Origin of the sequence: Chryseobacterium paludis (assembly GCF_025403485.1) — a bacterium.
Lineage (GTDB): Bacteria > Bacteroidota > Bacteroidia > Flavobacteriales > Weeksellaceae > Chryseobacterium > Chryseobacterium paludis.
Window position 1 is genome coordinate 695,192 of record NZ_CP099966.1, and the last position, 26,987, is coordinate 722,178.

A 26,987-nucleotide genomic window follows, 5' to 3' on the forward strand; every position below is an offset into this window, starting at 1 on the left:
TATGAGCAGTAAAATAGTCACATTCGGTGAAGTAATCATGAGACTTTCACCTCCCGGAAATAAAACTATGAAGCAGAGCTCTGAAATGGAATTCTATTTCGGAGGTACGGAGCTTAATGTTGCTTCATCACTGGCAACTTTAGGTTGTGATGTAAAGCATATCAGCAATGTTTCTGATGATTTTGTGGGTGAATCTGCAATTTCTTTCATTAAAAGTTTTGGGATTGATACTTCGTTTATCAATACAAACGAGCATCCTCTGGGATTATATTTTCTTGAAGTAGGCTCGTCGGTTCGTGCAAGTAGAATTACTTACAATAGACTCCATGGTTCTTTTTCTCATATAAAACCAGAACAGGTTGACTGGAAAAAAGCCTTGGAAAGCTGTGAATTTTTTCACTGGACGGGTATTAGTCCTGGGATTTCTGAAGGAGCGTATGAAACTTTGAAAGAAGGTTTAAAACTAGCCAGGGAAATGGGTATTCAGATCACAACCGATCCAGCCTATCGCTCAAACCTTTGGAAATACGGCAAAAATGGAAATGAAATTTTAAAGGAGCTGGTTTCCTATTCCACGATTTTTATTGGTGGTGTAAATGAAATCAACGAAATTTTAGACACTCAGTTTTCAACAGATCAGAAAGGCTTCATTGAAGCTTGTAAAGAATTAAAAAAACAAATTCCTTCTATTCATAGGATTTTCGATAAAGTAAGAATCGGTGTTACGGCAAGCTCTCAGCAAACGCAGGGAAGAGCCTGGGTTGAAGAAACTTATTTTGAAACTGAACTTTTAGAAGTAAGCCCGGTGGTTGACAGAATAGGAACCGGAGATGCTTTTGCAGCAGGCCTGATTTACGGATTGTTAAATTTCGATGATGAAAAGGCATTGAAATTTGCCAATGCAGCCTGTGCTATCAAGCATACTATTTTGGGAGATACCAATTACTGCAGTGCAGAAGATATTTTGGAAGTAATGAACGGAAATTCTGGTGGAAGAATAAAAAGATAATTATGGCAAGATTTACACGTATAGACGTTGCGTTAAAAGCTAGAGAAACGGGAGTTGTTCCTGTCTTTTATCATGCTGATGCCGAGATAGGCAAGAAAATTTTAAAAGCATGCTACGATGGTGGAGCGCGTGTTTTTGAATTTACGAACAGGGGGGATTATGCACACGAAGTTTTTACCGAACTTACAAAATATGCAGCCAAAGAACTTCCTGAGATGATTTTAGGGGTAGGTTCAGTGGTAGATGCCGGAACAGCCTCGCTGTATATTCAGTCCGGAACCAACTTCATTGTTTCCCCTTTATTGAATGTAGATATAGCAAAAGTATGTAACAGGAGAAAAATTTCCTGGATGCCAGGCTGCGGGTCAGTTTCTGAAATTTCCTATGCTGAAGAGTTGGGTGCTGAAATTATTAAAATATTTCCTGCATCCCAGGTGGGAGGACCGGAATTCATCAAAGCAGTAAAAGGACCGATGCCGTGGTCAAATATTATGCCTACAGGTGGAGTTCTTCCGACAAAGGAAAACCTTACAGAATGGATATCTGCCGGAGCGTATTGCGTGGGTCTGGGTTCACAGTTGTTTGTAAAAAATAATGACGGAACGTATGATTACGGGAAAATTACAGACGTTGTAAAAAGCTCAATTGAACTCATCAAAGAATTAAGATCGTTTTAAAACAATTCTTAATACCGGTTTAAACGGAAAAGGTTTAATCGAATAAAAATTCTTAGTTAAAAATAGCTTGGAAGGGTATTTTATACCCATTTTGTTTTTAAAATTAATAAAAAATCAATACTATTAAAGATTGATATGAAAAAAGAAGTATCCTCTAAACCTACTGGTTTTAGATGGACAATATGTTTTTTATTGTTCATTGCCACTACCATTAATTATATGGATAGGCAGGTATTATCATTAACTTGGAAAGATTTTATCGCTCCGGAATTTCATTGGAACAATAATGATTACGGAAATATCACCGCATTATTCTCCATTTTCTATGCAGGAAGTATGCTTTTTGCAGGAAAATTTGTTGATTGGATGGATACGAAAAAAGGCTTCCTTTGGGCAATTGCTATTTGGTCTGTAGGTGCTTGTTTACATGCATTTTGTGGGATTGCCACATCCGGTATTCTTACCGGAAGCTGGTTCGTAGGATTTAGAGAATCTAAAGAAATTATAGGAACAGTAGATAATGTCTCAACTGTAATCAGTACCAGCGTAACCTTATTTATTTTTGCACGTTTTGTATTAGCAGTTGGAGAAGCAGGAAATTTTCCAGCGGCAATTAAAACAACGGCAGAATATTTTCCTAAAAAAGACAGGGCTTTAGCGACAAGTATATTCAATGCAGGAGCGACAGTGGGAGCTTTAGCTGCACCCATTACTATTCCTTTTATAGCAAAATCGATGGGCTGGGAGTGGGCATTTATTATCATCGGAGCTTTAGGTTTTTTATGGATGGGATTGTGGATATTCTATTATAAAAAACCCCATGAGCATCATAAGGTTAATGAACATGAACTAGTGTATATCCAGCAGGATCAGGATGATGAATCCAATGTGGATTCAAATATTCCTGAAAAGATATTTTCTTTTAAAGAATGTTTCAGTTATAGACAAACCTGGGCATTTGCTTTCGGAAAATTTATGACTGACGGAATCTGGTGGTTCTTCTTATTTTGGACACCTGCTTATCTAAGCTCTGTCTATAAAATGGACAGTACCCAAAGTGCATTGCCCCTGTTTGTATTATACATGATTACACTGTTTTCAATTATTGGCGGGTGGCTTCCTAAATATTTCGTGGAAAAAAGAGGGATGAATGCTTACACAGGAAGAATGAAAGCCATGCTAATTTTTGCATTTTTCCCTCTGCTGGCGCTTTTTGCTCAACCTCTGGGCTCTATAACCTATTGGATTCCGGTTGTGATTATCGGGATAGCAGGTGCGGCTCATCAGGCCTGGTCAGCAAATATCTTCTCGACAGTAGGCGATATGTTTCCCAAAAAAGCCATTGCTACAATTACCGGAATAGGTGGAATGGCAGGTGGTATTGGTTCATTTTTAATTAATAAATCTTCTGGGGTACTGTTCGATCATGCTCATAAGGCATGGACAACCATTAATGGAACTCCATTACTGGAACTATATCCGGAATACGTCAATCAACGTTTACCGGAAGGTTTTTTTGAACAGTTGGAAAAGTCAGGAGCCATTGTATCAGACGGAATAGATAAAGGATATATGATTATTTTTTCAGTATGTGCAGTAGCTTATCTGATTGCATGGAGTGTAATGAAAGCATTGGTTCCTAAATATAAAGTAATAAGTAAATAATGATGGAAAGACAGTTAAAACAAAAATTAAACCGTGAATTGCTGGATTCTCAAGAAAAACTTCCTATAAAAATTGTACAGTTTGGAGGTGGAAATTTCATGCGGGGATTTACAGATTACGTAATTGATAAGTTAAATAAAGAGAAAGGTTTTAATGCTGGAATAGTAAATGTTCAGCCCACAGTGGGGGGGGCTGTTCATAAACTGGAAGAACAGGGTAATTTATATACACTTTTCTCAAGAGGAGTAAAAAAAGGAAAAATTATTGATACCAAACAGGTGGTTTCGGCGATTCAAAAATCAATCAATCCTTATACAAATTATGATGAATTCTTAGCACTGGCAAAAGAAGAAGAATTAGAATTTATTTTTTCAAATACAACAGAGACAGGAATCACATATGATGAATCGGAAACCGGTTATCAAGGACCACACAAGAATTTTCCCGCAAAATTAACCGTTTTACTTCATGAAAGATTTAAATATTTCAATGGAGATACAGAAAAAGGACTTCGGATTATTCCTTGCGAACTGATTGAAGATAATGCATTTGCTTTAAAAAAAATTGTTTTAAAGTATGCTGATCTATGGAATTTAGGAGAAGGTTTTATAAAATGGATTGAACAAAATAATTATTTTCACAATACATTGGTGGACCGAATTGTTCCAGGATATCCAAAGGATGATTTAGAAACTTACGAAAGTCAATTGGATTATGAAGATCAGATGATGGTGGTCTCAGAAATATTTTTGCTTTGGGTGATCCAGGATGCTGGAAATTTGAAGGAGAGAATTCCTTTTGATAAAATTGACGAACAGATATTGGTGGTAGATGATATCCAGCCATACCGTTTAAGAAAAGTCAGGATACTGAACGGAGGCCACAGTTTGATGTTAGCTCCAGCTATTTTATCTGGCAAGGAGACGGTAAAAGAATCTATAGATGATGAGTTTATAGGCAGATTTTTAACCAAAACTATATCAAATGAAGTTAATCCTACTTTAGGGTTAGATGAAATTGAATTGAAAGAATTTGCAGAAGAGGTTTTCGACCGGTTCAGAAATCCTTTCATCAAGCATTATCAGGCAAGTATCGCTTTATATTTTGTTTCTAAATTTAAAGTGAGAATTGTTCCGAGTATCTTAAAATATTTTGAGATCAATAGCAGATTACCGTTGAACCTAATTTTTTCTTTAGCGAGTTTAATCAGATTCTATCAGGGAAGTTATGGTGAAAAAACACTGCCGTTGAACGATGAGGAATTCATTATAAACAGATTCAAAGAAATCTGGAAAAATGAAGATTATGAGATAGTTGCTGAATTGGCACTTAGTGAAACTCATTTCTGGGATATTGATCTTACTAAAGTTCAGGGTTTAAAATCAGCGGTAGCAAAAGCATTATGGGAAATCGATCATAATGATATTGAAACTGCTTATAAAAACTTTATCAAATTTAATTCTTAAGAAATTATGCAAAAGAAAGTACTGAAAGTAAATCCCGTGGATAATGTAGCAGTGGCGTTGGTAGATTTAACAGAGGGGGAAACTGTTACTTTGGGTAATCTTACTTATGATATTGTAAAAAATACAAAGGCAAAACATAAATTCGTGACCGAAGATCTTGCAATTGGAGATGCGATCATTATGTATGGTGTTCTTGTGGGAAAAGCCAACCTTCCTATTCAGAAAGGTGAAGTTATCACTACGGAAAATGTAAAACATCAAAGTGCAAAAGTTGAAGGGAAAACGGAAATAACTCCATGGACCGTTCCGGATATTGAAAAATGGAAAGACAAAACATTCAATGGTTATCATAGAGAAGACGGACAGGTTGGAACATCTAATGTATGGCTTTTCTTTCCACTGGTTTTTTGTGAAAACAGAAATATCGAAATCTTAAAGGAAGTTTTTGAAAAAGAGCTTTTGTTTGAAAAAGTAACAAAGCATCAGTTATTATTAAGATCATTGGTGAATAACTCTGAAACTGAAACTGCTATTGAAGATGAAAAGGACTCGCGGATTTTTAAAAATATTGATGTTAAATTTATCACCCATCAGGGTGGTTGTGGTGGTATTCGTCAGGATGCAGAAGCTTTGGGGCGACTATTGGCAGGCTATGTTAAAAATCCGAACGTAGCCGGAGCTACCGTTTTGAGTCTTGGGTGCCAGAATTTACAGGTTGATCTATTTAAAGAAGCTTTAGAAAAAATAAGTCCGGATAACAAAAAGCCTATTATTGTTTACGAACAACAAAAATCAGGAACTATAGATGAAATGCTGAATGGTATCATCAAAGATTCTTATGAAGCAATAAAACAGGCCAATGAAATCCAAAGGTTGCCCGCACCTCTTTCAAAACTTGTTCTGGGATTGGAATGTGGCGGCTCAGATGGTTTCTCAGGGATTTCCGCGAATCCGGTTTTAGGACAATTATCAGATTTAATGGCCGGAATCGGTGGTTCCACCATTCTTTCCGAATTTCCCGAACTGTGTGGAGTAGAGCAGGAGCTGGTTAACCGTTGTGTGAATGAAAAAGATGCTGAAAGATTTTTAACATTAATGCAGGATTTTGAAAAATCAGTTGTTGCTGCAGGATCAGGCTTTGATATGAATCCTTCACCTGGAAATATTAAAGATGGATTGATAACAGATGCTATGAAATCAGCAGGAGCAGCTAAAAAAGGAGGTTCATCTCCGATTCAGGATGTTCTTGATTTCACAGAGTATATTGAAAAACCGGGGCTGAATTTATTATGTACTCCCGGAAATGATGTAGAATGTACCACAGCACTTGTGGGATCCGGTTCAAATATGGTTTTATTTACTACAGGTCTCGGAACGCCTACTGGAAACCCTGTTGTACCTGTTGTTAAAATTTCTTCCAATACATCACTTTCTGAAAGGATGCCCGATATCATCGACTTTAACACCGGAGACATAATTACCGGTGAAAAAACAATTGATGAAAAAGCTGAAGAATTATTAGAATTTATAATTGAAGTAGCCAGTGGTGAAGTAAAAACAAAAGCTGCTATTTTAAATCAGAATGATTTTATTCCCTGGAGAAGGGGAGTTTCTTTATAAAATTTTAATTGTAAATAATAGATAACAAAAGAGTTCAATATAGTATTGAACTCTTTTGTTATTTTGGGGAAAATAGAGGCTTTAAAGCTATTTCCTTTTAGAAGATTTTCTGATATAGAGCTGAGGTGCTAAAACCACCTTTTTTTCTATGGAAACACCTGATCCATTTTCTTTTACACTTTCAATAAATACCTGTCCTGCCATTTTTCCCATTATGAGTGGAGTTTGGTCTACGGAACTCATTGGAAGCTCCATAAACTGAGTAAAGGGCTCATTAGAAAATCCTATAACCGCAACTTCTTCAGGAATTTTTATTTTGCGTTTTTTTAATTCCTGACAGGCTCCCAATGCAGCAAAGTCACTGGAAGAAAAGATAGCATCTGGAACCGACTTTTTGTCCCATAGTTTTTTAATAGCATCAATTCCTGCATCAATTGCACTTCCGGTAGAAATGATATTATCTTCTTTTATTTGGAACTTATGGTCAATTAATGCCTGTTTATAACCGTTAAGACGGTTTTGATAGATCTCAAGGTTAAGATCTCCGGCAAAATGACAAATATTTTTATATCCTTCTTTGATCAGATGTTCTGTCGCCATATAACCACCACGGTAGTCATCAATTGTTACCGTACTTATTCCCGGAATATCTTTTTTCCTGTCAAAGAATATAATCGGCGTATTGCTGGTATCTAAAATACTCTGAATATGCTCCGTATTAATGGTTGTTTTTGAAACAGACATAAATATTCCATCTACCTGGGCATTCAATAAAGTATTGAGATGTCTTTTTTCAATAGTAACATCTTCATGACTCTGACAGATGATTACATGGTAACCATGTGGAGAAAGTTCTTCTTCAATGCCGCGAATTACAGATGAGAAAAAATTAGTATTGATATAAGGAACAATAATCCCTACGTTTTTTGTTTCTCCGCTTTTAAGAGCTTTGGCAAGATTATTCTGCTTATAATTCATTTCTTTAGCGGTTTTCTTTACCAAATCTTTTGTTGCCTGGCTGATTCTCGGATGATCATTAAGTGCTCTGGAAACAGTAGCCACACTCACATTAAGCTTCTTTGAAATGTCATATATTGTGGCACTTTTTTTATTCATAAATGTTTTTTTTCTGCTGTTTTTTCTATATCAAAATGATATACATCGTTGACGTAAATTTAATCAAATTATGTCTAATCACTAGGAAATAAAATGTATTTTATACTTAAAATAAAATTAAACTATTCCATAGACTATCATGGATTAAATAATCATATTATAATAATTTTGTTAAAAACAAAGAAGTAGAAAATTGTAATTAAAAAAATGTCTAGCAAAGTTTATTTTTGCCATATTTTCTCTATTTCTTCTAGCGATTTACTCTTGGTTTCCGGGACCCATTTCCAAACGAAAAGAAGAGAAAGAACACTCATTACTCCATAAAATCCATAAGTAAAAGCTCCGCTGAACTCCATCATAAAAGGATAGGTAGATGAAATAAGATAGTTAGCTGCCCATTGTGCCGCTACGGCAATAGCTATTGCACTTCCCCTTATTTTATTCGGAAAAATCTCAGAAATCAGAACCCAGCATATCGGCCCCCACGACATCATAAAAGAAGCAGTATAAACAATGATAAATATCAAAGTGGCAATACCAATGATATGGAAATAGGAAAAAATAGCAATCGCAAACATGCCTATGGCCATACCTACTGATCCAATAATGAGAAGAGGTTTTCTTCCCCATTGATCGACGGTAAAAATTGCAATAACTGTAAAAACTACATTCACCAGTCCCATCACTACAGTCTGCAGCATAGAGGCATCCTTATGAACACCCATGCTTTCGAAAATACGGGGTGCATAATAAAGAGCTACATTAATCCCTACAAACTGCTGAAAAACGGAAAGTAAAATTCCAATAATGATTACTGTTTTTCCAAAAGAAAAAATGTCACTTTTATGTTCTGCAACAGTCCCTTTTATTTCCGAAAATATTTCTTTTCCACGTTCCTGGCCGTTTATTTTTGTTAAAATTTTAAGTGCCTCCTCGTCTTTATTGATAAAAGTGAGATAGCGTGGCGTTTCCGGAACAAGAAATAATAAAATTCCAAATAAGGCAGCCGGGATGGTTAGTGATAAAAACATATATCTCCAACCGATCTGGTTGATCCATTCAATACTTTTCCCGTCAGCAATTCCCCAATTGACAAAATACACAACAAGCATTCCGAAAATGATGGCAAACTGATTTAAAGAAACCAGTCTTCCACGAATTTCAGCTGGTGCAATTTCCCCAATATACATTGGACATACTGCTGAAGCAAGACCGACTCCAATCCCACCTATAATTCTGTAAAGATTGAAAGCCAATAAAACACCCATCGAAGTTTCTCCTTTCTTAAAGAATAAAAACTCTGGATAGGCAGCTCCCAAAGCACTTATAAAAAACAGAAATGCAGCAAGCATTAAAGCTTTCTTCCTGCCTAACCGTGTGGAGATAAGTCCTGAAATTGCTCCTCCGATTATACATCCGATTAAAGCACTGGAAATGGTGGCTCCATGTGCCAATGAGCTTAATCCCAGAGGAGTAACTAAATGTTCTTGTATTGATTTTTCTGCTCCTGAAATCACTGCCGTATCATAACCAAACAAAAGCCCGCCCAAAGTGGCTACTAGTGTAAGCATAGTAACATACACCATATTGATTTCCGCCTTAGATCCTGAAGAATATTGCGGACCGGAATCTATTATTTGCATAATTTCATTAGTTTTAATTATAAATATTGATTAATCAAGCTCTCCAGATATTCCTGTTTACCACTTTCTCTGCCTACTTCTCCAAGTCCTTCAGCATGTGAAGCCAGATCGGCAAGTGATAATTTTCCTTCTTCAAAATCTTTCCCTTTACCGCCATCGAATGATGAATATCTATTTTTTCTGATTTCGGAATACTTTGATTTTTCTAAAATAGTATCGGCTGCCATAAAAGCTCTTGCAAAATTGTCCATTCCACTGATATGAGCGATGAAAATATCTTCCAGATCCGTAGAATTTCTTCTGATCTTAGCATCGAAATTTACACCTCCCCCCTGAAGACCTCCAGCCTGTATGATCACCAACATCGCCTGAGTCATTTCATATAAATCAACAGGAAATTGGTCTGTATCCCAGCCGTTCTGATAATCTCCGCGATTGGCGTCAATGCTTCCCAGTACATTGTTATCTGCAGCAACCTGCAGCTCATGTTCGAATGTATGTTGTGCTAAAGTAGCATGGTTCACTTCAATATTCAGTTTAAAGTCAGCCAACAGATCATATTGACGAAGGAAATTTAAACATGTTGCTGCATCAAAATCATATTGGTGTTTTGTAGGTTCCATTGGTTTGGGTTCGATGAAAAATGTTCCTTTAAATCCTTGGGAACGAGCATAATCTTTTGCCATATGTAAAAATTTTGCCATATGCTCCTGCTCACGTTTCATATTGGTATTCAATAATGACATATAGCCTTCGCGACCACCCCAAAAAACGTAATTTTCACCACTTAATTTAATAGTTGCATCCAAAGCATTTTTTACCTGTCCTCCAGCGTAGGCTAACACATCAAAAGAAGGATTTGTTGCAGCACCATTCATGAATCTGGGGTTAGAAAAACAGTTCGAAGTTCCCCATAATAATTTTACCCCTGAAGCTGATTGCTTTTCTTTGGCATAATCTGTTATAAATTCTAATCTTTTTGTTGACTCTTTGAAATTTCCTGCCTCATCAATTAAATCATAATCATGGAAACAGTAGTAAGGAACACCTAATTTTGTGAAAAATTCGAAGGCTGCATCCATTTTTTCGACAGCTCTTTGTTTTGCATCTGATGCTGTGAGCCAGTCAAAATGTTGCGTTCCCACACCAAAAGGATCTCCTCCTGTGGCACAGAATGTATGCCAATAAGCTGTAGCAAATTTGAAATATTCTTTCATGGTCTTTCCACGAACTACTTTGTTTTCATTATAATATTTAAATGCCAGGGGATTATCAGATTCCTTTCCTTCAAACTGGATTTTTCCGATTCCTTTAAAATACTCTTTGTTGCCTGTTGTAATTGCCATTGATCTGTTTTTTAGTTTAAAATTTATTGTATTCATTTAATGCAATCGATTGCATTAAATAAATCAAGAATTTAATTAATTATTTAAAATTTGTAATAATTTTGTTTTCCATCTTTCATAGCTTTCTTTATATTGATCATAATAGATGTGCTCAGGATAATAGCTTTTTAAAATATCTTTATTACTAAGTATATCATCAAAACTATCAAATGCTCCAGCTCCCATAGCAGCAGCTCTGGCTGCACCAGTAGACCCTGTAGAATCAATAATCCTGATTTCAGTATTCAGTAACGAAGAAATCGACTGTGTAAATAAGGATGAACGGAATAAATTATCCCCACCAGCTTTAATAATTCCATTTTGCAACCCATCCGATAATAGAATATTTGTTCCATACACAAAAGAATAAGCGATACCTTCCAAACCTGCTCTGAATAAGTGCTCACTTTTATGACGGTTAAAATTGAGATTAAAAACAGATGCACCGATATCCCTATTATTTAACACCCTTTCGGCACCATTCCCAAAAGGGAGTACAATAATTCCATCTGATCCTATAGGAATTTCAGAGGCAATTGCATTCAGATCATGATAAGAATGTCTTTTCTGATCCACCTGGTGGCGAAGCCAGCTATATTGAATACCTGCACCGTTTAAACAAAGCATTTTTCCAATTCTTGGGGTTTCTTTGGTGTGATTGATATGCGCAAAATTATTGACACGCACGGGTTCGTTGGATTGTATTGTGTCTGTAACACCATATACAACTCCGGATGTTCCTCCTGTAGCAGCTATCTCGCCTGGATTCATCACATTAAGTGCTAATGCATTATTGGGTTGATCTCCTGCACGGTAAAAAATAGGAATTCCTACAGGTAAGCCACTTTCCTCAGCACCTTGCTGCGAAACAGTACACTGTATTTTGAAGTTTTCAACTACATCAGAAACCAGCGATTGATCAATGCCTAAGTGAGTAAGCATTGTTTTGGAAACTTCATTTCTCTCAAAGTCCCAAAGAATGCTTTCGGAAAGCCCGGTGATGGAAGTGGTGGCCTCTCCACTTAATTTAAGAGCGATAAAATCTCCCGGAAGCATAAATTTCCAGATTTTTTCATAGACTTCAGGCTCATTTTCCTGTACCCACTTTAACTTTGAAGCGGTAAAATTTCCAGGAGAATTTAGTAATTCTTTCATACATATTTCTTTACCAATTTCCTGAAAAACGGAATCACCAACTTCAACTGCACGACTGTCGCACCAGATTATAGAGGGCCGGAGAACCTTCCTGTTATTATCCACCAATACGAGGCCATGCATCTGGTACGAAATTCCAATGCCTTTGATTTCATTTTTGTCGATATGGCTCTCTGCAATTATCTTTTGAGTCAGTATCCGTAAATTCTGCCACCATTCTTCAGGATTTTGTTCTGCCCAACCAATTTTTGGTGAATCAATAGACATCTCATTTTCCGGATATTTGGCATGAGCAATTAATCTACCTTTGTTATCTACGATAGAAGCTTTTATTGATGAGCTTCCGACATCATATCCTATAAATTTCATTGTAGTTAATAATTGTAGGGATTTAAAAATAGTAATTTTATACAATATTTGATTTATTTTTGAAAATTTAATAAATTATATGGTTTCGGATATTTGAGTGCTTCAATATCAGTTATTTACGGATTTAATCTCTTATTATAAACATGGATTTTCTATAAGCATGACTGATAAATTTATTCTATATTGCTCCCAAAATTGATTCGTAAAGTTGAATTTGAGCAATCGATTGCATAAATTTGTTTTTTTTGTTTGAAATAAACAGAGATTATAAAAAGAATTAAAATTATAAGATGAGTTAACATGAAAGAGCAGGATACCGTAAGCTCCTAAAATGTATATTTTTATGAAGATGAAATTCAGGATAGTTTTGTTACTGTCTTACTGAAGAAGAGGAATTGATTTAAGAGGAAATTAATGTTGAGGTTCTATATTATCAATCAAATGGGTTGCAGAACCCGGTTTCATTACACTAAAACGAATATATTTTTGTTAATAGCTATAAAAATCAAAAATTATATAGCAAGAAAGAATAAATTATGAAATTTCAAAATACATCAGTTTTTTATTGGTTTCTGTTGATAATGCTTTTCTCTTCATCGGGAGTAAAAAGTCAGGATCTGTTCCCGGATGGAACCCGGATTCCGGAATGGTTTAAAGAAAACAAACCTACGGACATTAATACATTAGGTAAAAAATATATCCTTACAGATTTTGGAGTTGTGAATGACAGTACCATTCTTCAGACAAAGAAGATCCAAGCCATTATTGACCAGGCTGCTAAAAGTGGCGGTGGTGTCATTATAGTGCCTAAGGGAACATTCCTGATAAGTTCTATCTTTTTTAAACAAGGTACCCATTTGCATCTAGAGAAAGGGGCTGTCTTAAAAGGGAGTGATGATATAAGCAATTATCCGGTAATGAAAACCAGGATGGAGGGACAGACTGTCAATTACTTTCCAGCCCTTATTAATGCAGACGGATTGGATGGTTTTACCATTTCAGGTATAGGAACTCTAAATGGAAATGGACTAAGGTTTTGGAAAGCATTTTGGAAAAGACGGGAGTGGAATCCTAAGTGTACGAATATGGATGAAATGAGACCCCGTATCATCTATATATCAAATTCAAAAAATATTCAGATTGAAGATATTACCGTAAAAAATTCTCCTTTCTGGAGTACCCATTATTATAAATGTGAATTTGTGAAACTTCTGCATTTAACGATTTTGGCTCCGAAAGAACCTGTAAAAGCACCAAGTACAGATGCCGTTGATATTGATGCATGCAAGAATTTTTTAATTAAAAACTGTTACCTATCCGTGAATGACGATGCTATAGCTCTGAAAGGAGGAAAAGGTCCGAATGCCGATAAAGATGCTCAAAATGGTGAAAACAGAAACATCATCATTGAAGATAACAGTTTTGGATTTTGTCACAGCGTGCTTACTTGTGGCAGCGAATCTATTCATAATTATAATATTGTTTTACGAAATTCTAAGGTGAAAGATGCCTCCAGACTCCTGCATCTTAAAATGCGACCTGATACACCACAGCATTACGAATATATTACCGTCGAAAATATAACAGGAAATGTTAAAACTTTTCTATACGTAAAACCCTGGAATCAGTTTTTTGATCTAAAAGGTGAGGTAGGGCCAAAAATGTCACATGCCCATAACATTCTTCTGAAAAATATAAATATAAGTTGTGAAACTGCTTTTTCGGTAGATCCGTCCGATCAGTATCAATTATCAGACTTCACATTCGAAAATCTTACCATAAAAGCAATGAAGCCCGATCTGGAAAAACTAAACTTCATTAAAAATTTAAAGAAAATAAAAGTAAACGTAGCAAAAGTAGAGTCACCTGACAAACTGTATGATAAAAAGGACGATTCTGATGAAGCTCGGAAATAAAGCTTTCTTCTGACAGTACAGAGTGATCGAAATTACATAGGGAACCGTTTTGGACAATCATCAGTTTATGATGGAATGTGAATATTTTAACCGATTGATTATGAAAAATTGGATAATCATTATGACAGTATTTATCTGTTCATCTATTTCTGCACAACAAACTACTTTCAAATTTGATTTTGGAGGAAGCAGAACGCAGGACGGTTTTATTCCCATCACAGAACATTCTAAATTTGACAGAAAGACAGGTTATGGATTTATGGATATTTCCAATATAAAATCAGTTGACAGAGGAGGAAATGCTTTGAAAGGAGATTTTATCACAAGTGACCGACCTTTTTATTTTTCAGTTATATTATCTGAAGGGAATTATGACATACAATTGACATTGGGGGATAGTAAAGGAAGTTCTGAAACAACAGTACGCGTAGAGAATCGCCGTTTACTATTGGATGACGTGAAAACAAAAGCTGGTGATGTTGTAGAAAAATTAATAACCGTCCATGTTAAAGACAGTATCATCCGTAATCAAAATGGAAATGAGATTGGGATTGTGAAATTAAAACCGAGAGAAAAAAAATATTTACACTGGGATAATTTGCTGACTATCGAATTTAATGATAAAGCTCCAAAAGTTTGTGCTGTAGTAATCCAACCCAATAAAGTCGCAAAAACGATTTATCTCACAGGAGATTCTACGGTAGTAGATCAGCTATATGAACCTTGGGCATCATGGGGACAGATGTTTCCTTATTTTTTAATTCCGCATCAGGTTGTTGTGGCTAACTATGCGGAAAGTGGAGAAACGCTGAAAGCATTTGAAGGCCGTCACCGTATTGATAAAATCTGGAACAGGATAAAACCTGGGGATTATCTGTTTATTGAGTTTGGACATAATGATCAAAAGCCGGGAAACAGCCATCTGGAAGCAAATTCCGGGTATAAAGAAAAATTAAAAGAATGGATTCATAAAGCCCGGCAATTAGAAGCTATTCCGGTTTTGGTAACTTCAGTAAATCGTCATGTTTTTGATGGAAACAAAAAAATTGTCAATACACTCGGTGATTATCCTTCCGCAATGCGGGAAGTAGCAAAAGAAGAAAATGTTTTTTTAATCGATTTAAATGCAATGAGTAAAACACTGTTCGAAGCCATGGGACCTGAGCTCTCTAAAAAAGCATTTGTTTACTATCCGGCAAACTCTTATCCCAGTCAGGCAGAAGCTTTGTCTGATGATACTCATTTCAATACTTATGGCGCTTATGAATTGGCAAAATGTGTTGTAAAAAGTATTACTGAACAAAACTTGCCTTTGCAGCAATTTATTTCAAAAAATTACCGGAATTTTGATCCGGAAAAACCTGATGATGCTGAAAAGTTCCATTGGCCTGAAAGTATTTTTATGGAAGCCTTGAAACCCGATGGAAACTAAATAAAGAATGGGAAAATGAATATTCAATCTATTATCAAGTTAAGTGTATTTTGTTTGGCGTTTGGAAATCTTTCTGCACAAAATCCGTGGCCGGAAATGACGAATACTGCTAAACCATGGACACGGTGGTGGTGGATGGGAAATGCAGTTGATGAAAAAGGATTGGATAAGCAATTGACAACGCTCAGTAACGCTGGTTTTGGAGGCGTGGAAGTCGTTCCTATTTACGGGGCAAAAGGATTTGAAAATCGATATATATCTTATCTCAGTCCGGAATGGATGAAGATGCTGCAGTTTACTGTGAATAAAGCAAAAAGCTTACAGATGGGTGTTGATATGGCTGTCGGAACCGGGTGGCCGATAGGTGGACCTCAGGTAAATGAAGAGGATGCGGCCACAAAAATGATCGTTCAGAAGTATGCACTTTTATCAGGTGAAAAATTAGCCGAAAAGATATTCCTTAAAGACGAAAAACTTAAAAACTTACAGACTGTAAAATTAGATATTGTAACGGCGTACAACGAAAAAAATGAGGCGGTTGTCTTAACAGATAAAGTTACAAATGACGGTGTTCTCAATTGGAAACCGGACTCCGGGAAATGGACAATATATGCAGTTTTTACTGGTAAAACACTTCAGAAGGTAAAAAGGGCCGCTCCCGGAGGGGAAGGATTTACATTAAACCATTTTTCAGGTGCTGCAACGGTTGATTATTTTAAAACATTTGATAAGGCATTTGGCAATTCCAATTATGGCGTCCGTTCTTTTTTTAATGATAGCTATGAGGTCTATAATGCAGACTGGACCCCTGACTTTAAGAATGAATTTTTAAAAAGAAGGGGATATGATATTAGTCCTTACATCAAATATCTGATCAACGATGAGGAAAACAGGACTACGAGAAGGGTAAAATCAGATTATAGAGAAACCCTTAGTGAATTGATATTATACAATTTTACTGATCAGTTTACAAGCTGGGCGCATTCCAAGAACTCTAAAAATACAAATCAGGCGCACGGTTCACCCGGAAACTTACTGGATCTGTATGCAGCAGTAGATATTCCGGAATCAGAAACATTCGGAAGTACTGTTTTTGATATTCCGGGTTTACGAAGAGACAGCCTGGATGTGCAAAAAGCAGATCATCCGGATATAAATATGTTGAAGTTTGCCTCATCGGCGGCCAATGCTAAAGGGAAGCAATTGATTTCAAATGAAACTTTTACCTGGCTTACTGAACATTTTAAAACTTCCTGGTCGCAGGCCAAACCAGAAGTTGAGCAGGTTTTTTTATCTGGGATCAATCATGTTTTTTATCATGGTACAACCTATACGCCTGCTGATGTCCCTTTTCCAGGGTGGTTATTTTATGCTTCGGTTAATTTTGTTCCAGAAAATAGTTTATGGCCTCATATAAGTGGCCTCAATTCCTTTGTTATGCGTTCTCAAAGTATTTTGCAGAGCGGGAAATCTGATAATGAATTGCTGATATATTGGCCGGTTTATGATTCTTGGGCATCAGCAAAAGGGAAAGATGTTGCCTTTAAAGTTCATAACGTTGAAAAATGGCTGCAGCCAACTCCGTTTTATGAAGATCTAACCAAACTAGATAAAATGGGATATTCTTTTGACATGACCTCGGATAAAATGATTGGTGAAGCAAAATCCTACAATAATAAAATTCAAATTGCAAAAGAAGGATCTTCCTATCAGGTTTTGATCGTTCCCGAATTAACGTATTTACCAGAAACAACGTTGAATAATATTCTGGAATTAGCGAGAAATGGTGCTTCAGTTATTTTTCAGAATGAACCAAAAGATATTCCGGGTTACTTTGAGGTTGAAAAAAGAAGAAACCTTTTAAAATCTTTGTGGTCTCAAATTCTATTTAATAATCGGGGTGAAAATCTAAAAACGGCAGAATTTGGAAAAGGAAAGATTATTTTGAGTTCCGATGTTTCAAAAGCGCTTGAATATCTGAAAATAGAAAGAGAAAAACTAACAGAAACGGGATTGAAATTTGTAAGAAGACAGTTTGAGGGTGGAAAATACTACTATATTGTTAATCATACTTCAAAAGAAATCAATCAATTTCTTCCCATAAATTATACAGGAAAGCAGACCATTATTATGAATCCGGAAAACGGAGATTTCGGAATGGCACAAATACAGAATAATTCTGCAAGAATTCAGTTGAAATCAGGACAGTCTTTAATTCTGAAAAGTAGTAAAACTATTGATTCATCCGTACAGAAATGGAATTATACTGAAAAGACAGGGACTCCGATTATTTTAGATCAACCCTGGCAGTTAACCTTTAAAGAAGGTGGTCCCGAACTTCCCAAATCACGACAACTAAAGAAACCTCAACCATGGACCAGCTTTTCAGAAGATCCTGCAACACAAAGTTTTTCGGGAACAGGTGTGTACACTACTTCACTGGATCTGAGGAAAAAGAATGCAGATGATTATGTCTTAAAACTGGATAAACTCTATGAAAGTGCGAAAGTGATTGTAAATGGCCAAGATGCCGGTATTGTCTGGAGCATCCCTTTTGAAATCAGCATTGGTAAATATTTAAAAAAGGGTACAAATACCATTCAAATTGAAGTTTGTAATCTGATGGCCAATAGAATACGGTATATGGATCAGAAAAAAATACAGTGGCGTAACTACCATGAGATTAACTTTGTAAATATTGATTACAAATCCTTTGATGCCTCCGGTTGGAAGGTTCAACCCTCTGGTTTGGATGGGCAGATTCAATTGATTCCAATCATATATTCAAAATAAAAATTTAAAAATAACATCGAAGCTTAACAAATATTGTAAAAATAAAAGTTATGAGTAAACATAAAATAGTAAAGTCATTAGCAGTTGGAACCTTCATGTTGACATTCGGATTTTCGTATTCACAGAAAAAACCAAAAGTAGTTTTAGATAATTTTTTCAACAATGAAAAAAAAGAAAACAAAGAAACGAAGGAAATAGAATCCTGGCATTACACGTGGAATGATAAGACCAATGGTGGGTTTTCATTATTAGGAGAAATCTTTATAAAACAGGGTGCATCAATCAGTTCTCTTAAAAATGCTCCTACACAGGCAGACCTGAAAAACGCAGATATTTACATTATTGTAGATGCAGATATTGACAAAGAAGCTTTTGAAGGAAAGGCCAATTTAATAGATCCTACGACCATTAAAAATGTGGTAAAATGGGTAAAAGCAGGTGGGGTATTGGTTTTGTTAAGTAATGATCATGGCAATTCTGAATTTGAACACTTTAACCAGCTGGCGGGAGAGTTTGGGATTCATTTTAATGACGATAGCTACAATAGAGTTCAAGGGAAAGAATTTGAACAGGGTGCAGTACATGTTCGAGAGGGAAATGAAGTTTTTTCTGCACAAAAATTATACATGAAAGAAGTGAGTTCAATCACTGTAAAAGAGCCTGCAAAAACTTTATTATCTGCGGAAGGTAAAAACATTGCAGCCATTGCGAAGTTTGGAAAAGGAACCGTTTTCGCTCTGGGAGATCCGTGGTGTTACAACGAATATACGGACGGTAAAAAATTACCTGCCGATTTCACCAATTTCCAGGGAGCTGAAGAGTTTGTGAAATGGCTGATCAAACAAAGTAAATAAATCAAAATATGCAATCGATTGCCTTATCTATATTTAAAACAATACTGGAATTATGAACTTAAAATTTAATTTTATCTTAATTACAGTTCTTTTTTCACAAGTACTCTCAGCACAAAGACAAATGGAGTATTTGAAAAGAGGAATTATAGCCATACCTGCAGAATCAGGGATTTTTGTCAGCTGGAGGTTATTAGGTTCGGAGCCTCAAAACACTCAGTTTGACCTATATCGTGTTGAAAATAACAAGAGCAAAAAATTGAATGAAAAGATATTGCTCAACGAAACAAATTTTTTAGATAAAACGGCAGATAAAGCAAAGAATTATACTTATTTCGTGAAATCCAATACCCCAGATAAAACCTTGGATATGGACTCTGCCCGATATGTTGCTTCTCAAAAGCCCTATTTTTCCATTCCTTTAAAAACACCAGCCGGCTATACACCAAATGATATATCTGTAGCAGATCTGGATGGAGACGGTGCTTATGAAATCATCCTTCATCAAACCGGACAATCCCGTGATAATAGTCAGAAAGGCTTTACAGATCCTCCGGTTATTCAGGCATATAAGTTAAACGGTGATTTGTTATGGGAAATTAATTTAGGTAAAAACATCAGGGAAGGGGCTCATTATACTCAGTTTCTGGTATACGATTTAGATCAGGACGGTAAAGCGGAGATCGTGATGAAAACGGCAGATGGTACCAAAGACAGCAGAGGGAAATATATTGGTGATCCCAAAAAAGATTGGCGAAATGAAAATGGATTTATACTTTCAGGACCTGAGTATATGACTGTTTTCGATGGTCAGACTGGTGAGGAAATAAATACAGTAGACTATGTCGTCCCAAGGTTTCCGAACAATCTGAATCCATCTCCGGAACAGCTTACAGAGACTTGGGGCGATGCAAAAGGCAATCGTGTAGATCGATTTCTGGGTGCAGTGGGTTATTTAGATGGTAAGCATCCGAGTGTTATTATGTCGAGAGGTTACTATACCCGTACAGCGATGGCAGCCTGGGACTACAAAAATAAGAAGTTGAGTTTACGATGGTTATTCGATACAGAAAGTTCAGAAGAAAATAAAAAATTCAGAGGACAGGGAAACCATAACCTGAGTATTGCAGATGTTGATAATGATGGAAAAGATGAAATTATTTTTGGCGCAATGACTATCGATGACAACGGAACGGTATTGAACAGTACCGGATATGGTCATGGAGATGCTCTGCATGTCGGGGATTTGGATCCCTCTCATCCCGGATTGGAAATTTTTGATATTCAGGAAAGGTTTGATGATGCCGGTGCACATTTCAGAGATGGGGCAACAGGAAAAGTATTATGGAAATTGCCATCCTTGATATACAGTAAACAGGGCAAATTTCAGGGTCCCGGGAGAGGATTGTCTCTGAATATAGATCCCCGGCATGAAGGTTCTGAGTGTTGGGCCGCAGGAGCTGGAGTTAAAGGTCTTTATGATGCCAAAGGAAATAAAATCAGTGATAAAAATCCAGCCTGTAATATGGGTGTCTATTGGGATGGAGATTTTTTAAGCGAAATTTTAGACGGTACTGTAGTGTCAAAATGGGATTGGAAGAAAGAGAATACAAATATTATATTTGACGCCAAAGATTTCCAATGTGAATCAAATAACGGAACGAAAAAAAATCCATCTTTAGTTGCAGATTTATTCGGTGACTGGCGGGAAGAATTAATATACAGAACGTCAGACAATCAGGAACTCCGGATCTTCAGTTCAACACTTCCAACACATCACCGTTTGTATACCCTGATGCACAATCCACAATACCGGTTGAGTATCGTATGGCAGAATGTAGGCTATAATCAGCCTCCACATACTGATTATTATCTGGATGAATCTGTTTCAAAAATTCCAAATCCAAACATCATTACTGTAAAAACTAAAAATTAACAAACTTTAAATCAGTAGAGAAAAACTTTAACTAATACTTAAAAGTTTGATTTGATTAAATACATCTGATCGATCTTCAATCTATTGTTTGACGTTAAATTAGAAAATTAATAAAAAATAACTTACCAATTATGAAAATGATAGTAATGAGAAGTGCCTTTTGTATATTGGCTTTTGGACTTTTATCCTCATGTTCAGTTCAAAAGCAAACAGCTGCTAAAAATGTTGATCTTCCAAATAAAAAAGAGGTTCTGGAAGTTTCGCGACGGGCCAACCAATATTTCATGAACAAATGGCCGGATACCGGAAAAGAAATTGTTGGTAAAAAGGTATGGCCAAGTAATTTATGGACCCGTGCTGTTTACTATGAAGGATTAATAGCACTCTATAAGATAGATCCCAAAAAAGAATATTATGAGTATGCCATTTCCTGGTCAGAAAAACACAATTGGAACATGATGCGTGATACCTATACTCGTAATGCAGACAATCAGGCTTGTGGACAAACATACTTAGACCTTTATGAACTCGATGGCAGAAAGAATCCTGAGCGAATAAAATTGGTAAAAGCATCGATAGATAGTATGATTGCTTCCAATAAAGTAGATGAATGGTGGTGGATTGATGCACTCCAAATGGGAATGCCTATTTTCACAAAACTGGGTAAAATTACAGGTGACAAAAAGTATTTCGATAAAAATTACGAAATGTATGCCTATACGAAATACAAACATGGAGATCATGGTTTATATAATCCTAAAGACAAGCTTTGGTGGAGAGACAAAAGTTTTGTTCCACCTTATAAAGAACCAAACGGTGAAGATTCCTACTGGAGTCGCGGAAACGGATGGGTAGTTGCTGCTTTAGCACGTACCCTGGAAGATACACCCAAATCAGATCCCCATTATAAAGAATATTTACAGGATTACAGAGATTTATTATCAGCCTTACTTCCTGTTCAGAGAGAAGATGGTTTTTGGAATGTAAGTCTGCATGATCCCAATAATTTTGGTGGAAAAGAAATGACAGGAACAGCCCTGTTTGTTTACGGAATGGCGTATGGAATCAATAATGGACTAATTGATAGAGAAACTTATTTGCCGGCTGTCGTAAAGGCTTGGAATGCTATTGTAAAAGACTCTGTTCAGCCAAATGGATTTTTAGGTTGGGTACAGGGAACAGGAAAAGAACCTAAAGATGGTCAGCCTCTCGCTGTTGATAAAGAACCTGATTTTGAAGACTATGGTTTAGGATGTCTGTTGCTCGCAGGGAGTGAGGTTTATAAGTTGAATTAAATTATAAAGAAGAGCAGAGTCACAAAATTGTTTATAAAAATAAAAAAGGTTAATGGTATTGGATACTGCAGAAATGCTTATTTTCTGACATATTGAAGACATGACACTACAAGATGCGCAATCGATACCATATTATTAATTTTCAAATTCAATATCAATAAGATAAAATTATGAATGCATTATTAGGAGTTTTTTTTCATTTCCTAGGAGGATTCTCTTCAGGTAGTTTTTATCTACCTTATAAAAAAGTAAAAGGATGGTCCTGGGAAACATATTGGCTGATAGGAGGGGTGTTTTCATGGATCATTGTTCCGCCACTTGCTGCATTTATTACCATTCCAGGGTTTTGGGAAATCATACAGAATGAAAGTTCTTCTATATTGGGATTGACGTTTTTGTTCGGTGCTTTGTGGGGAATTGGAGGGTTTACTTATGGTTTAGGGGTAAGATATTTAGGAGTAGCACTTGGAAGCAGCATAATTCTTGGGCTCTGTATGGTTTTTGGTTCGCTGTTTCCATCTGTATATTATGAATTTTCTCCACATACGGGAAAGGACAATATTGGGTTAATGCTTTCCAGTACATGGGGACAGATGGTTTTATTGGGACTTTTAGTTTGTATCATCGGAATCATCATTAGTGGGAAAGCGGGAATGATGAAAGAAAAAGAACTGCAAACTGAATCTACAGATCCACACGGTATACAGGTGAAAACAGAGTACAAGTTTAGGTTGGGCTTAATTGTTTCCATTATATCAGGAGTTTTAAGTGCCTGCTTTAACTTTGGGTTGGAAGCTGGAAAACCGATGGCAGTCGTAGCAAATGAATTGTGGAAAAATGCAAATCCGGGACAGGGAGAATTCCTTTTTCAAAATAATGTAACCTATGTCGTTGTACTTTGGGGTGGAATGGCAGTAAATCTTATAGGCTGTTTATATTTAGCTATTAAAAATAAATCGTATACAGATTATACAAAAAGAAAAGTACCGGTTGTACGTAACATCGTTTTTTGTGCACTTGCCGGGACGATGTGGTTTTTACAGTTCTTCTTTTATGGTATGGGAGAAAGTAAAATGGGAAATGGCCCTAGTTCATGGATATTACATATGGCGTTTATCATTTTAATTGCCAATCTGTGGGGCGTTATCATTAAGGAATGGAAAGGAGTTTCTAAAAAAACTATTTCTACCATTCTTATGGGAATGGTTGTGATGTTCATTTCTATTTTAATTGTAGGATATGGAAATTCTTTGAGATAGAGTCTTTCTTATCATAATTAAAAATTTTTCTTCATCATTCATATTCAATATACAGTTTAGTTTTTGTAAGGCACTGATTTTTTCAGTGTCTTTTTTTGTATTCATGGATATCCGACTTTCCCGATAAATATATTCGCAAACAATTCATAGAGTGATTTGGGTTTCAGATTTCAGAGTTTATTTAAAGATATTTAAGCAAATTAATAATATTTATAAAATTTGAACTAAGTATAATTATACATTATTAGGATGGGTTAAGTATTTTATAATTAATGCAGGATATTGCAGGATGCTAAAAATTTGGTAACTGTGTAGATTGGGACATAATAATTAATGTTACTAAAATTTAATATATGTCTTTGATAATTAAACACAAGAATATAAAGCGAATAGTGTTTCCCGCATTTATGCTTTCAACAAGTTTTGTCTGGGGGCAAAAGACTGTAAATGATACTGTGAAAAGCACAAAAGATATTGAAGAAGTAGTGGTTATTGGTTATGGTAAAGTTAAGAAATCAGATTTAACAGGATCGGTGGCTTCAGTATCTGCAAAGGATTTAGCAGCTACACCAGCAATGAATGCATTACAAGCCTTGCAGGGAAGGGCTTCAGGATTAAATATCGTTACTGCAGGTGGTGCTCCGGGAGCAGGTGCCAACATTACGATTCGTGGTGGTGCTTCTATTACTCAGGGTACAGAACCGCTTTACATTGTAGACGGTTTCCAGCTGGATAATGCATTAAACATCATTAATCCTAATGATATCGAGAGTATTGATGTATTGAAAGGAGCTTCTGCCATTGCCATTTATGGTGCCCGTGGTTCCAACGGTATTATCGTTATTAAGACAAAAACCGGAAAAAAAGGAAGAGTAACCATCAACTATAATTCTTTCATGTCTTTTGATATGCTTTCAAAGAAGTTGGATATGGTTTCCAATGCAGAACAATATGTGAAATATCAGTATGAGTTAGCTCAATTAGGAGGAAATGCAACAAAATGGAGTAATGTATTTGATAATAGTTTAGGAACAGATTCTCCGGGATTTTATACAGGTGCATTTAATAGGATCGGCAACCGGTATGGATCAGCACCAGTATTAGACTGGCAGGAAAAAATGCTTGGTGGAACAGGACTTACGCAGAATCAAAATGTGAGCGTTTCGGCAGGTAATGATAAAACACAGGCATTTATCAGCTACAACTACAACAAACAGGAAGGTTTATTACAAAACTTTAATGAGACCAGAAACTCATTACGAGCTAATATTAATTCAGAACTGTATAAAGGAATACGTTTAGACTTCAGTTCAATGTTTACTTCAAATTCTACAAACGGAGGTGGGGCCTATTCAGGAATGAAAAAGATATTGCTTCAACCTATTACAGGAGGAACATTATTTACACAGGATCAGTTATTTAATACTCAGACTTTCCCAGATTACTCTGCATTGGATTCGAGTTTTGATACAGAAAACCCATATATAGAAACGGCAGCATCTACTCAAAACAAACGGGCAAGAACATTTTTAGCTAATGTAGGTCTTGAATTTGATTTGTTGAAAGATTTTACATTCAGAACTGCAGGATCTTATAACTGGACGAACACTAAAGCAACTTCATTTTCAGATAAAAATTCCCGTGCATATCTTACAGATCCTATTAATACAGGAATCAACGGAAGTATTGGGAATTCTGAAGCATACCGATATCAGATCACAAATACATTGACCTATAATAAGGCTTTAGGTGAAAAGCATAAACTTACTGCTTTAATTGGTAATGAAATAATCTATCAGGAAACTGAAAGTAACAACATAACATTGATAAAGTTTCCTTCCATCTTAAATTATGGATTAGATGATATATCTAATGCTACCATTGCCGATAAAGATACAGACAGATCTTCACTCAGCTTACTTTCATACTTTGCCCGTGTAAATTACAATTACGATAATCGTTATTTATTAACAGGTACTATTCGTCGTGATGGATCCTCAAAATTCGGTCCTGATAACAGATGGGGTGTATTTCCATCAGTAGCTGCTGCATGGAGGGTTTCAGAAGAAGGCTTCTGGAAAAATTCTAAAATCAAAAATTATATCAATGATCTGAAGTTCAGATTCGAATATGGGATCGTAGGGAATAACAGTATACCAAATAACGTGTTCAGAACCAATGTGGTAGGGACCGATTATCCTTTGAATAATACAGTTGGTAATCTTGCTCTGGTAACAAGTAGTGTTTTGGGTAATCGTATTGTACAATGGGAAGAAATGAGATCTACCAACATTGGGGTAGATTTGGCTTTATTTAATAATAGAATAAAATTAACTTCTGAATTTTATAATAACAATGTAAGCAGTATGTTACTGGAAACTGTACTTCCTGCCTCTACGGGATATAAAAGCAAGTTTGTAAATATCGGTTCCATGAAAAACACCGGTATGGAGTTCACGTTAAACTCAATAAATTTAAAAACTGAAAACTTCAGATGGTCTACCGATGCCAATATAGGTTTTAACAAGTCAAAAGTATTGTCTCTTGACGAGGGAAGAACCTTTAGAACATTCAGTGTAGGCAGCAACAGAGCAGGTATGGTAACATATTATGCCACAGTTGGAGAAGAATTAGGGGATATGTATGGATATGTTTACCAGGGAATTTACACGACTGATGACTTTAACCAGGATGCAAACGGAACATTGACCTTAAAACCAGGCGTTGTGAAACCAGCATCGGGAACTCCTAAACCTGGAGATATGAAATTTGCCGCAGATAATGAGGCTGGAGATCAGTTTACAAGAAAGCTGGTGAAAATAGGTAACGGTACGCCTGACTTTATTGGAGGTATCAGTAATAACTTCTCTTACAAAGGTTTTGATCTTGCAGTATTTCTGAAGTTCAGCGTAGGTGGTGATATTTATAACGCAACTAAACAAAGTTTGAGTCCCTACGGGATGTATCAGAATGTTCCTTCAGAATTCGGAAACAACTATTATCATTTGATCGATCCCAATACGGGACAGGCAACAACGAATTTGGTGAGATTAAAAGAACTTAATCCTAATGAAGATTCAAACTTGTGGAGTTTAAGTAATACAAATACTGCTAACATAACGTATCCTTCTTCATATTACGTGGAAGATGGCTCATATCTAAGGATTTCCATGGTAACTTTGGGTTATTCTTTTCCCAAAGAATTTTTGAACCATATTAAATTGACTAATGCGCGTATCTATGCTACAGTTAATAATTTAGCAACTATTACAGGTTATTCCGGATTTGACCCTGAAGTTTCAGCGGCAAGCGGCGTTACAGTTTCTCCTGGATATGATAATTCTTCATTCCCAAGATCTAGAAGCTATGTTTTAGGGATCAATCTTACTTTCTAATATTT

General features: G+C 36.1%; 17 protein-coding genes. 13 read left to right on the plus strand and 4 right to left on the minus strand.

Annotation, left to right across the window (positions count from 1 at the left end; translation table 11 throughout):
* Position 1: 1 nt before the first annotated feature.
* The 5 genes from NG806_RS02840 to NG806_RS02860 all read left to right on the plus strand — a co-directional run bounded on the left by NG806_RS02840 (position 2) and on the right by NG806_RS02860 (position 6,437).
* Entirely contained in the window at positions 2–1,009 is a 1,008-nt protein-coding gene (locus NG806_RS02840; RefSeq protein WP_261511887.1) for a sugar kinase, read from the plus strand.
* A gap of 2 nt (positions 1,010–1,011) precedes the next feature.
* Positions 1,012–1,686, plus strand: coding sequence for a bifunctional 4-hydroxy-2-oxoglutarate aldolase/2-dehydro-3-deoxy-phosphogluconate aldolase (locus NG806_RS02845; RefSeq protein ID WP_214825860.1), 675 nt, complete (start codon positions 1,012–1,014; stop codon positions 1,684–1,686).
* Between the two features lie 135 nt (positions 1,687–1,821).
* The gene (locus NG806_RS02850) at positions 1,822–3,351 is read left to right on the plus strand and encodes an MFS transporter (RefSeq protein ID WP_261511888.1); all 1,530 of its coding nucleotides are present in this window, start codon (positions 1,822–1,824) and stop codon (positions 3,349–3,351) included.
* Positions 3,351–4,817: a tagaturonate reductase gene (locus tag NG806_RS02855; protein ID WP_315941753.1), complete on the plus strand. Its 1,467-nt coding sequence runs from the start codon at positions 3,351–3,353 to the stop codon at positions 4,815–4,817. The genes NG806_RS02850 and NG806_RS02855 overlap by 1 nt, the downstream gene beginning before the upstream one ends.
* Positions 4,818–4,823: 6 nt before the next feature.
* A complete protein-coding gene (locus NG806_RS02860) occupies positions 4,824–6,437 on the plus strand; it encodes a UxaA family hydrolase (protein ID WP_261511889.1) in 1,614 nt (537 codons plus the stop codon).
* An 87-nt stretch (positions 6,438–6,524) separates the two neighbouring features.
* Here NG806_RS02860 and NG806_RS02865 read toward each other — a convergent pair whose 3' ends face one another.
* The 4 genes from NG806_RS02865 to NG806_RS02880 all read right to left on the minus strand — a co-directional run bounded on the left by NG806_RS02865 (position 6,525) and on the right by NG806_RS02880 (position 12,105).
* Positions 6,525–7,553, minus strand: coding sequence for a LacI family DNA-binding transcriptional regulator (locus tag NG806_RS02865; protein WP_214825857.1), 1,029 nt, complete (start codon positions 7,551–7,553; stop codon positions 6,525–6,527).
* A gap of 221 nt (positions 7,554–7,774) precedes the next feature.
* Positions 7,775–9,196: a D-xylose transporter XylE gene (xylE, locus tag NG806_RS02870; protein WP_261511890.1), complete on the minus strand. Its 1,422-nt coding sequence runs from the start codon at positions 9,194–9,196 to the stop codon at positions 7,775–7,777.
* 17 nt (positions 9,197–9,213) lie between these two features.
* Positions 9,214–10,542: a xylose isomerase gene (xylA, locus tag NG806_RS02875; protein WP_261511891.1), complete on the minus strand. Its 1,329-nt coding sequence runs from the start codon at positions 10,540–10,542 to the stop codon at positions 9,214–9,216.
* 75 nt (positions 10,543–10,617) lie between these two features.
* Positions 10,618–12,105, minus strand: coding sequence for a xylulokinase (locus NG806_RS02880; protein ID WP_214825851.1), 1,488 nt, complete (start codon positions 12,103–12,105; stop codon positions 10,618–10,620).
* Positions 12,106–12,641: 536 nt separating this feature from the next.
* Between NG806_RS02880 and NG806_RS02885 the strand changes: the two genes are divergently transcribed.
* The 8 genes from NG806_RS02885 (at position 12,642) to NG806_RS02920 (ending at position 26,982) form a co-directional block, all read left to right on the plus strand.
* On the plus strand, positions 12,642–14,021 hold the full coding sequence (locus tag NG806_RS02885; RefSeq protein WP_261511892.1) for a rhamnogalacturonidase: 1,380 nt from the start codon (positions 12,642–12,644) through the stop codon (positions 14,019–14,021).
* A gap of 100 nt (positions 14,022–14,121) precedes the next feature.
* The gene (locus NG806_RS02890) at positions 14,122–15,453 is read left to right on the plus strand and encodes a rhamnogalacturonan acetylesterase (protein WP_261511893.1); all 1,332 of its coding nucleotides are present in this window, start codon (positions 14,122–14,124) and stop codon (positions 15,451–15,453) included.
* A 15-nt stretch (positions 15,454–15,468) separates the two neighbouring features.
* A complete protein-coding gene (locus NG806_RS02895) occupies positions 15,469–18,246 on the plus strand; it encodes a glycosyl hydrolase (RefSeq protein ID WP_261511894.1) in 2,778 nt (925 codons plus the stop codon).
* 50 nt (positions 18,247–18,296) lie between these two features.
* Positions 18,297–19,100 (plus strand): lacto-N-biose phosphorylase central domain-containing protein, encoded by an 804-nt coding sequence (locus NG806_RS02900; protein WP_261511895.1) that lies wholly within the window; start codon positions 18,297–18,299, stop codon positions 19,098–19,100.
* A 52-nt stretch (positions 19,101–19,152) separates the two neighbouring features.
* On the plus strand, positions 19,153–21,033 hold the full coding sequence (locus NG806_RS02905; RefSeq protein WP_261511896.1) for a rhamnogalacturonan lyase: 1,881 nt from the start codon (positions 19,153–19,155) through the stop codon (positions 21,031–21,033).
* A gap of 131 nt (positions 21,034–21,164) precedes the next feature.
* Positions 21,165–22,328 (plus strand): glycoside hydrolase family 88/105 protein, encoded by a 1,164-nt coding sequence (locus NG806_RS02910; RefSeq protein ID WP_261511897.1) that lies wholly within the window; start codon positions 21,165–21,167, stop codon positions 22,326–22,328.
* 170 nt (positions 22,329–22,498) lie between these two features.
* Entirely contained in the window at positions 22,499–23,587 is a 1,089-nt protein-coding gene (rhaT, locus tag NG806_RS02915; RefSeq protein WP_261511898.1) for an L-rhamnose/proton symporter RhaT, read from the plus strand.
* 353 nt (positions 23,588–23,940) lie between these two features.
* Complete coding sequence (locus NG806_RS02920) at positions 23,941–26,982, plus strand: SusC/RagA family TonB-linked outer membrane protein (RefSeq protein WP_261511899.1); 3,042 nt, start codon at positions 23,941–23,943, stop codon at positions 26,980–26,982.
* Positions 26,983–26,987 lie beyond the last annotated feature (5 nt).

Excerpts from the sequence above, each read along its gene's own strand:
- NG806_RS02840 (WP_261511887.1), top strand. The coding sequence starts at position 2 with ATGAGCAGTAAAATAGTCACATTCGGTGAAGTAATCATGAGACTTTCA.
- NG806_RS02845 (WP_214825860.1), top strand. The coding sequence starts at position 1,012 with ATGGCAAGATTTACACGTATAGACGTTGCGTTAAAAGCTAGAGAAACG.
- NG806_RS02850 (WP_261511888.1), top strand. The coding sequence starts at position 1,822 with ATGAAAAAAGAAGTATCCTCTAAACCTACTGGTTTTAGATGGACAATA.
- NG806_RS02855 (WP_315941753.1), top strand. The coding sequence starts at position 3,351 with ATGATGGAAAGACAGTTAAAACAAAAATTAAACCGTGAATTGCTGGAT.
- NG806_RS02860 (WP_261511889.1), top strand. The coding sequence starts at position 4,824 with ATGCAAAAGAAAGTACTGAAAGTAAATCCCGTGGATAATGTAGCAGTG.
- NG806_RS02865 (WP_214825857.1), bottom strand. The coding sequence starts at position 7,553 with ATGAATAAAAAAAGTGCCACAATATATGACATTTCAAAGAAGCTTAAT.
- xylE (WP_261511890.1), bottom strand. The coding sequence starts at position 9,196 with ATGCAAATAATAGATTCCGGTCCGCAATATTCTTCAGGATCTAAGGCG.
- xylA (WP_261511891.1), bottom strand. The coding sequence starts at position 10,542 with ATGGCAATTACAACAGGCAACAAAGAGTATTTTAAAGGAATCGGAAAA.
- NG806_RS02880 (WP_214825851.1), bottom strand. The coding sequence starts at position 12,105 with ATGAAATTTATAGGATATGATGTCGGAAGCTCATCAATAAAAGCTTCT.
- NG806_RS02885 (WP_261511892.1), top strand. The coding sequence starts at position 12,642 with ATGAAATTTCAAAATACATCAGTTTTTTATTGGTTTCTGTTGATAATG.
- NG806_RS02890 (WP_261511893.1), top strand. The coding sequence starts at position 14,122 with ATGAAAAATTGGATAATCATTATGACAGTATTTATCTGTTCATCTATT.
- NG806_RS02895 (WP_261511894.1), top strand. The coding sequence starts at position 15,469 with ATGAATATTCAATCTATTATCAAGTTAAGTGTATTTTGTTTGGCGTTT.
- NG806_RS02900 (WP_261511895.1), top strand. The coding sequence starts at position 18,297 with ATGAGTAAACATAAAATAGTAAAGTCATTAGCAGTTGGAACCTTCATG.
- NG806_RS02905 (WP_261511896.1), top strand. The coding sequence starts at position 19,153 with ATGAACTTAAAATTTAATTTTATCTTAATTACAGTTCTTTTTTCACAA.
- NG806_RS02910 (WP_261511897.1), top strand. The coding sequence starts at position 21,165 with ATGAAAATGATAGTAATGAGAAGTGCCTTTTGTATATTGGCTTTTGGA.
- rhaT (WP_261511898.1), top strand. The coding sequence starts at position 22,499 with ATGAATGCATTATTAGGAGTTTTTTTTCATTTCCTAGGAGGATTCTCT.
- NG806_RS02920 (WP_261511899.1), top strand. The coding sequence starts at position 23,941 with ATGTCTTTGATAATTAAACACAAGAATATAAAGCGAATAGTGTTTCCC.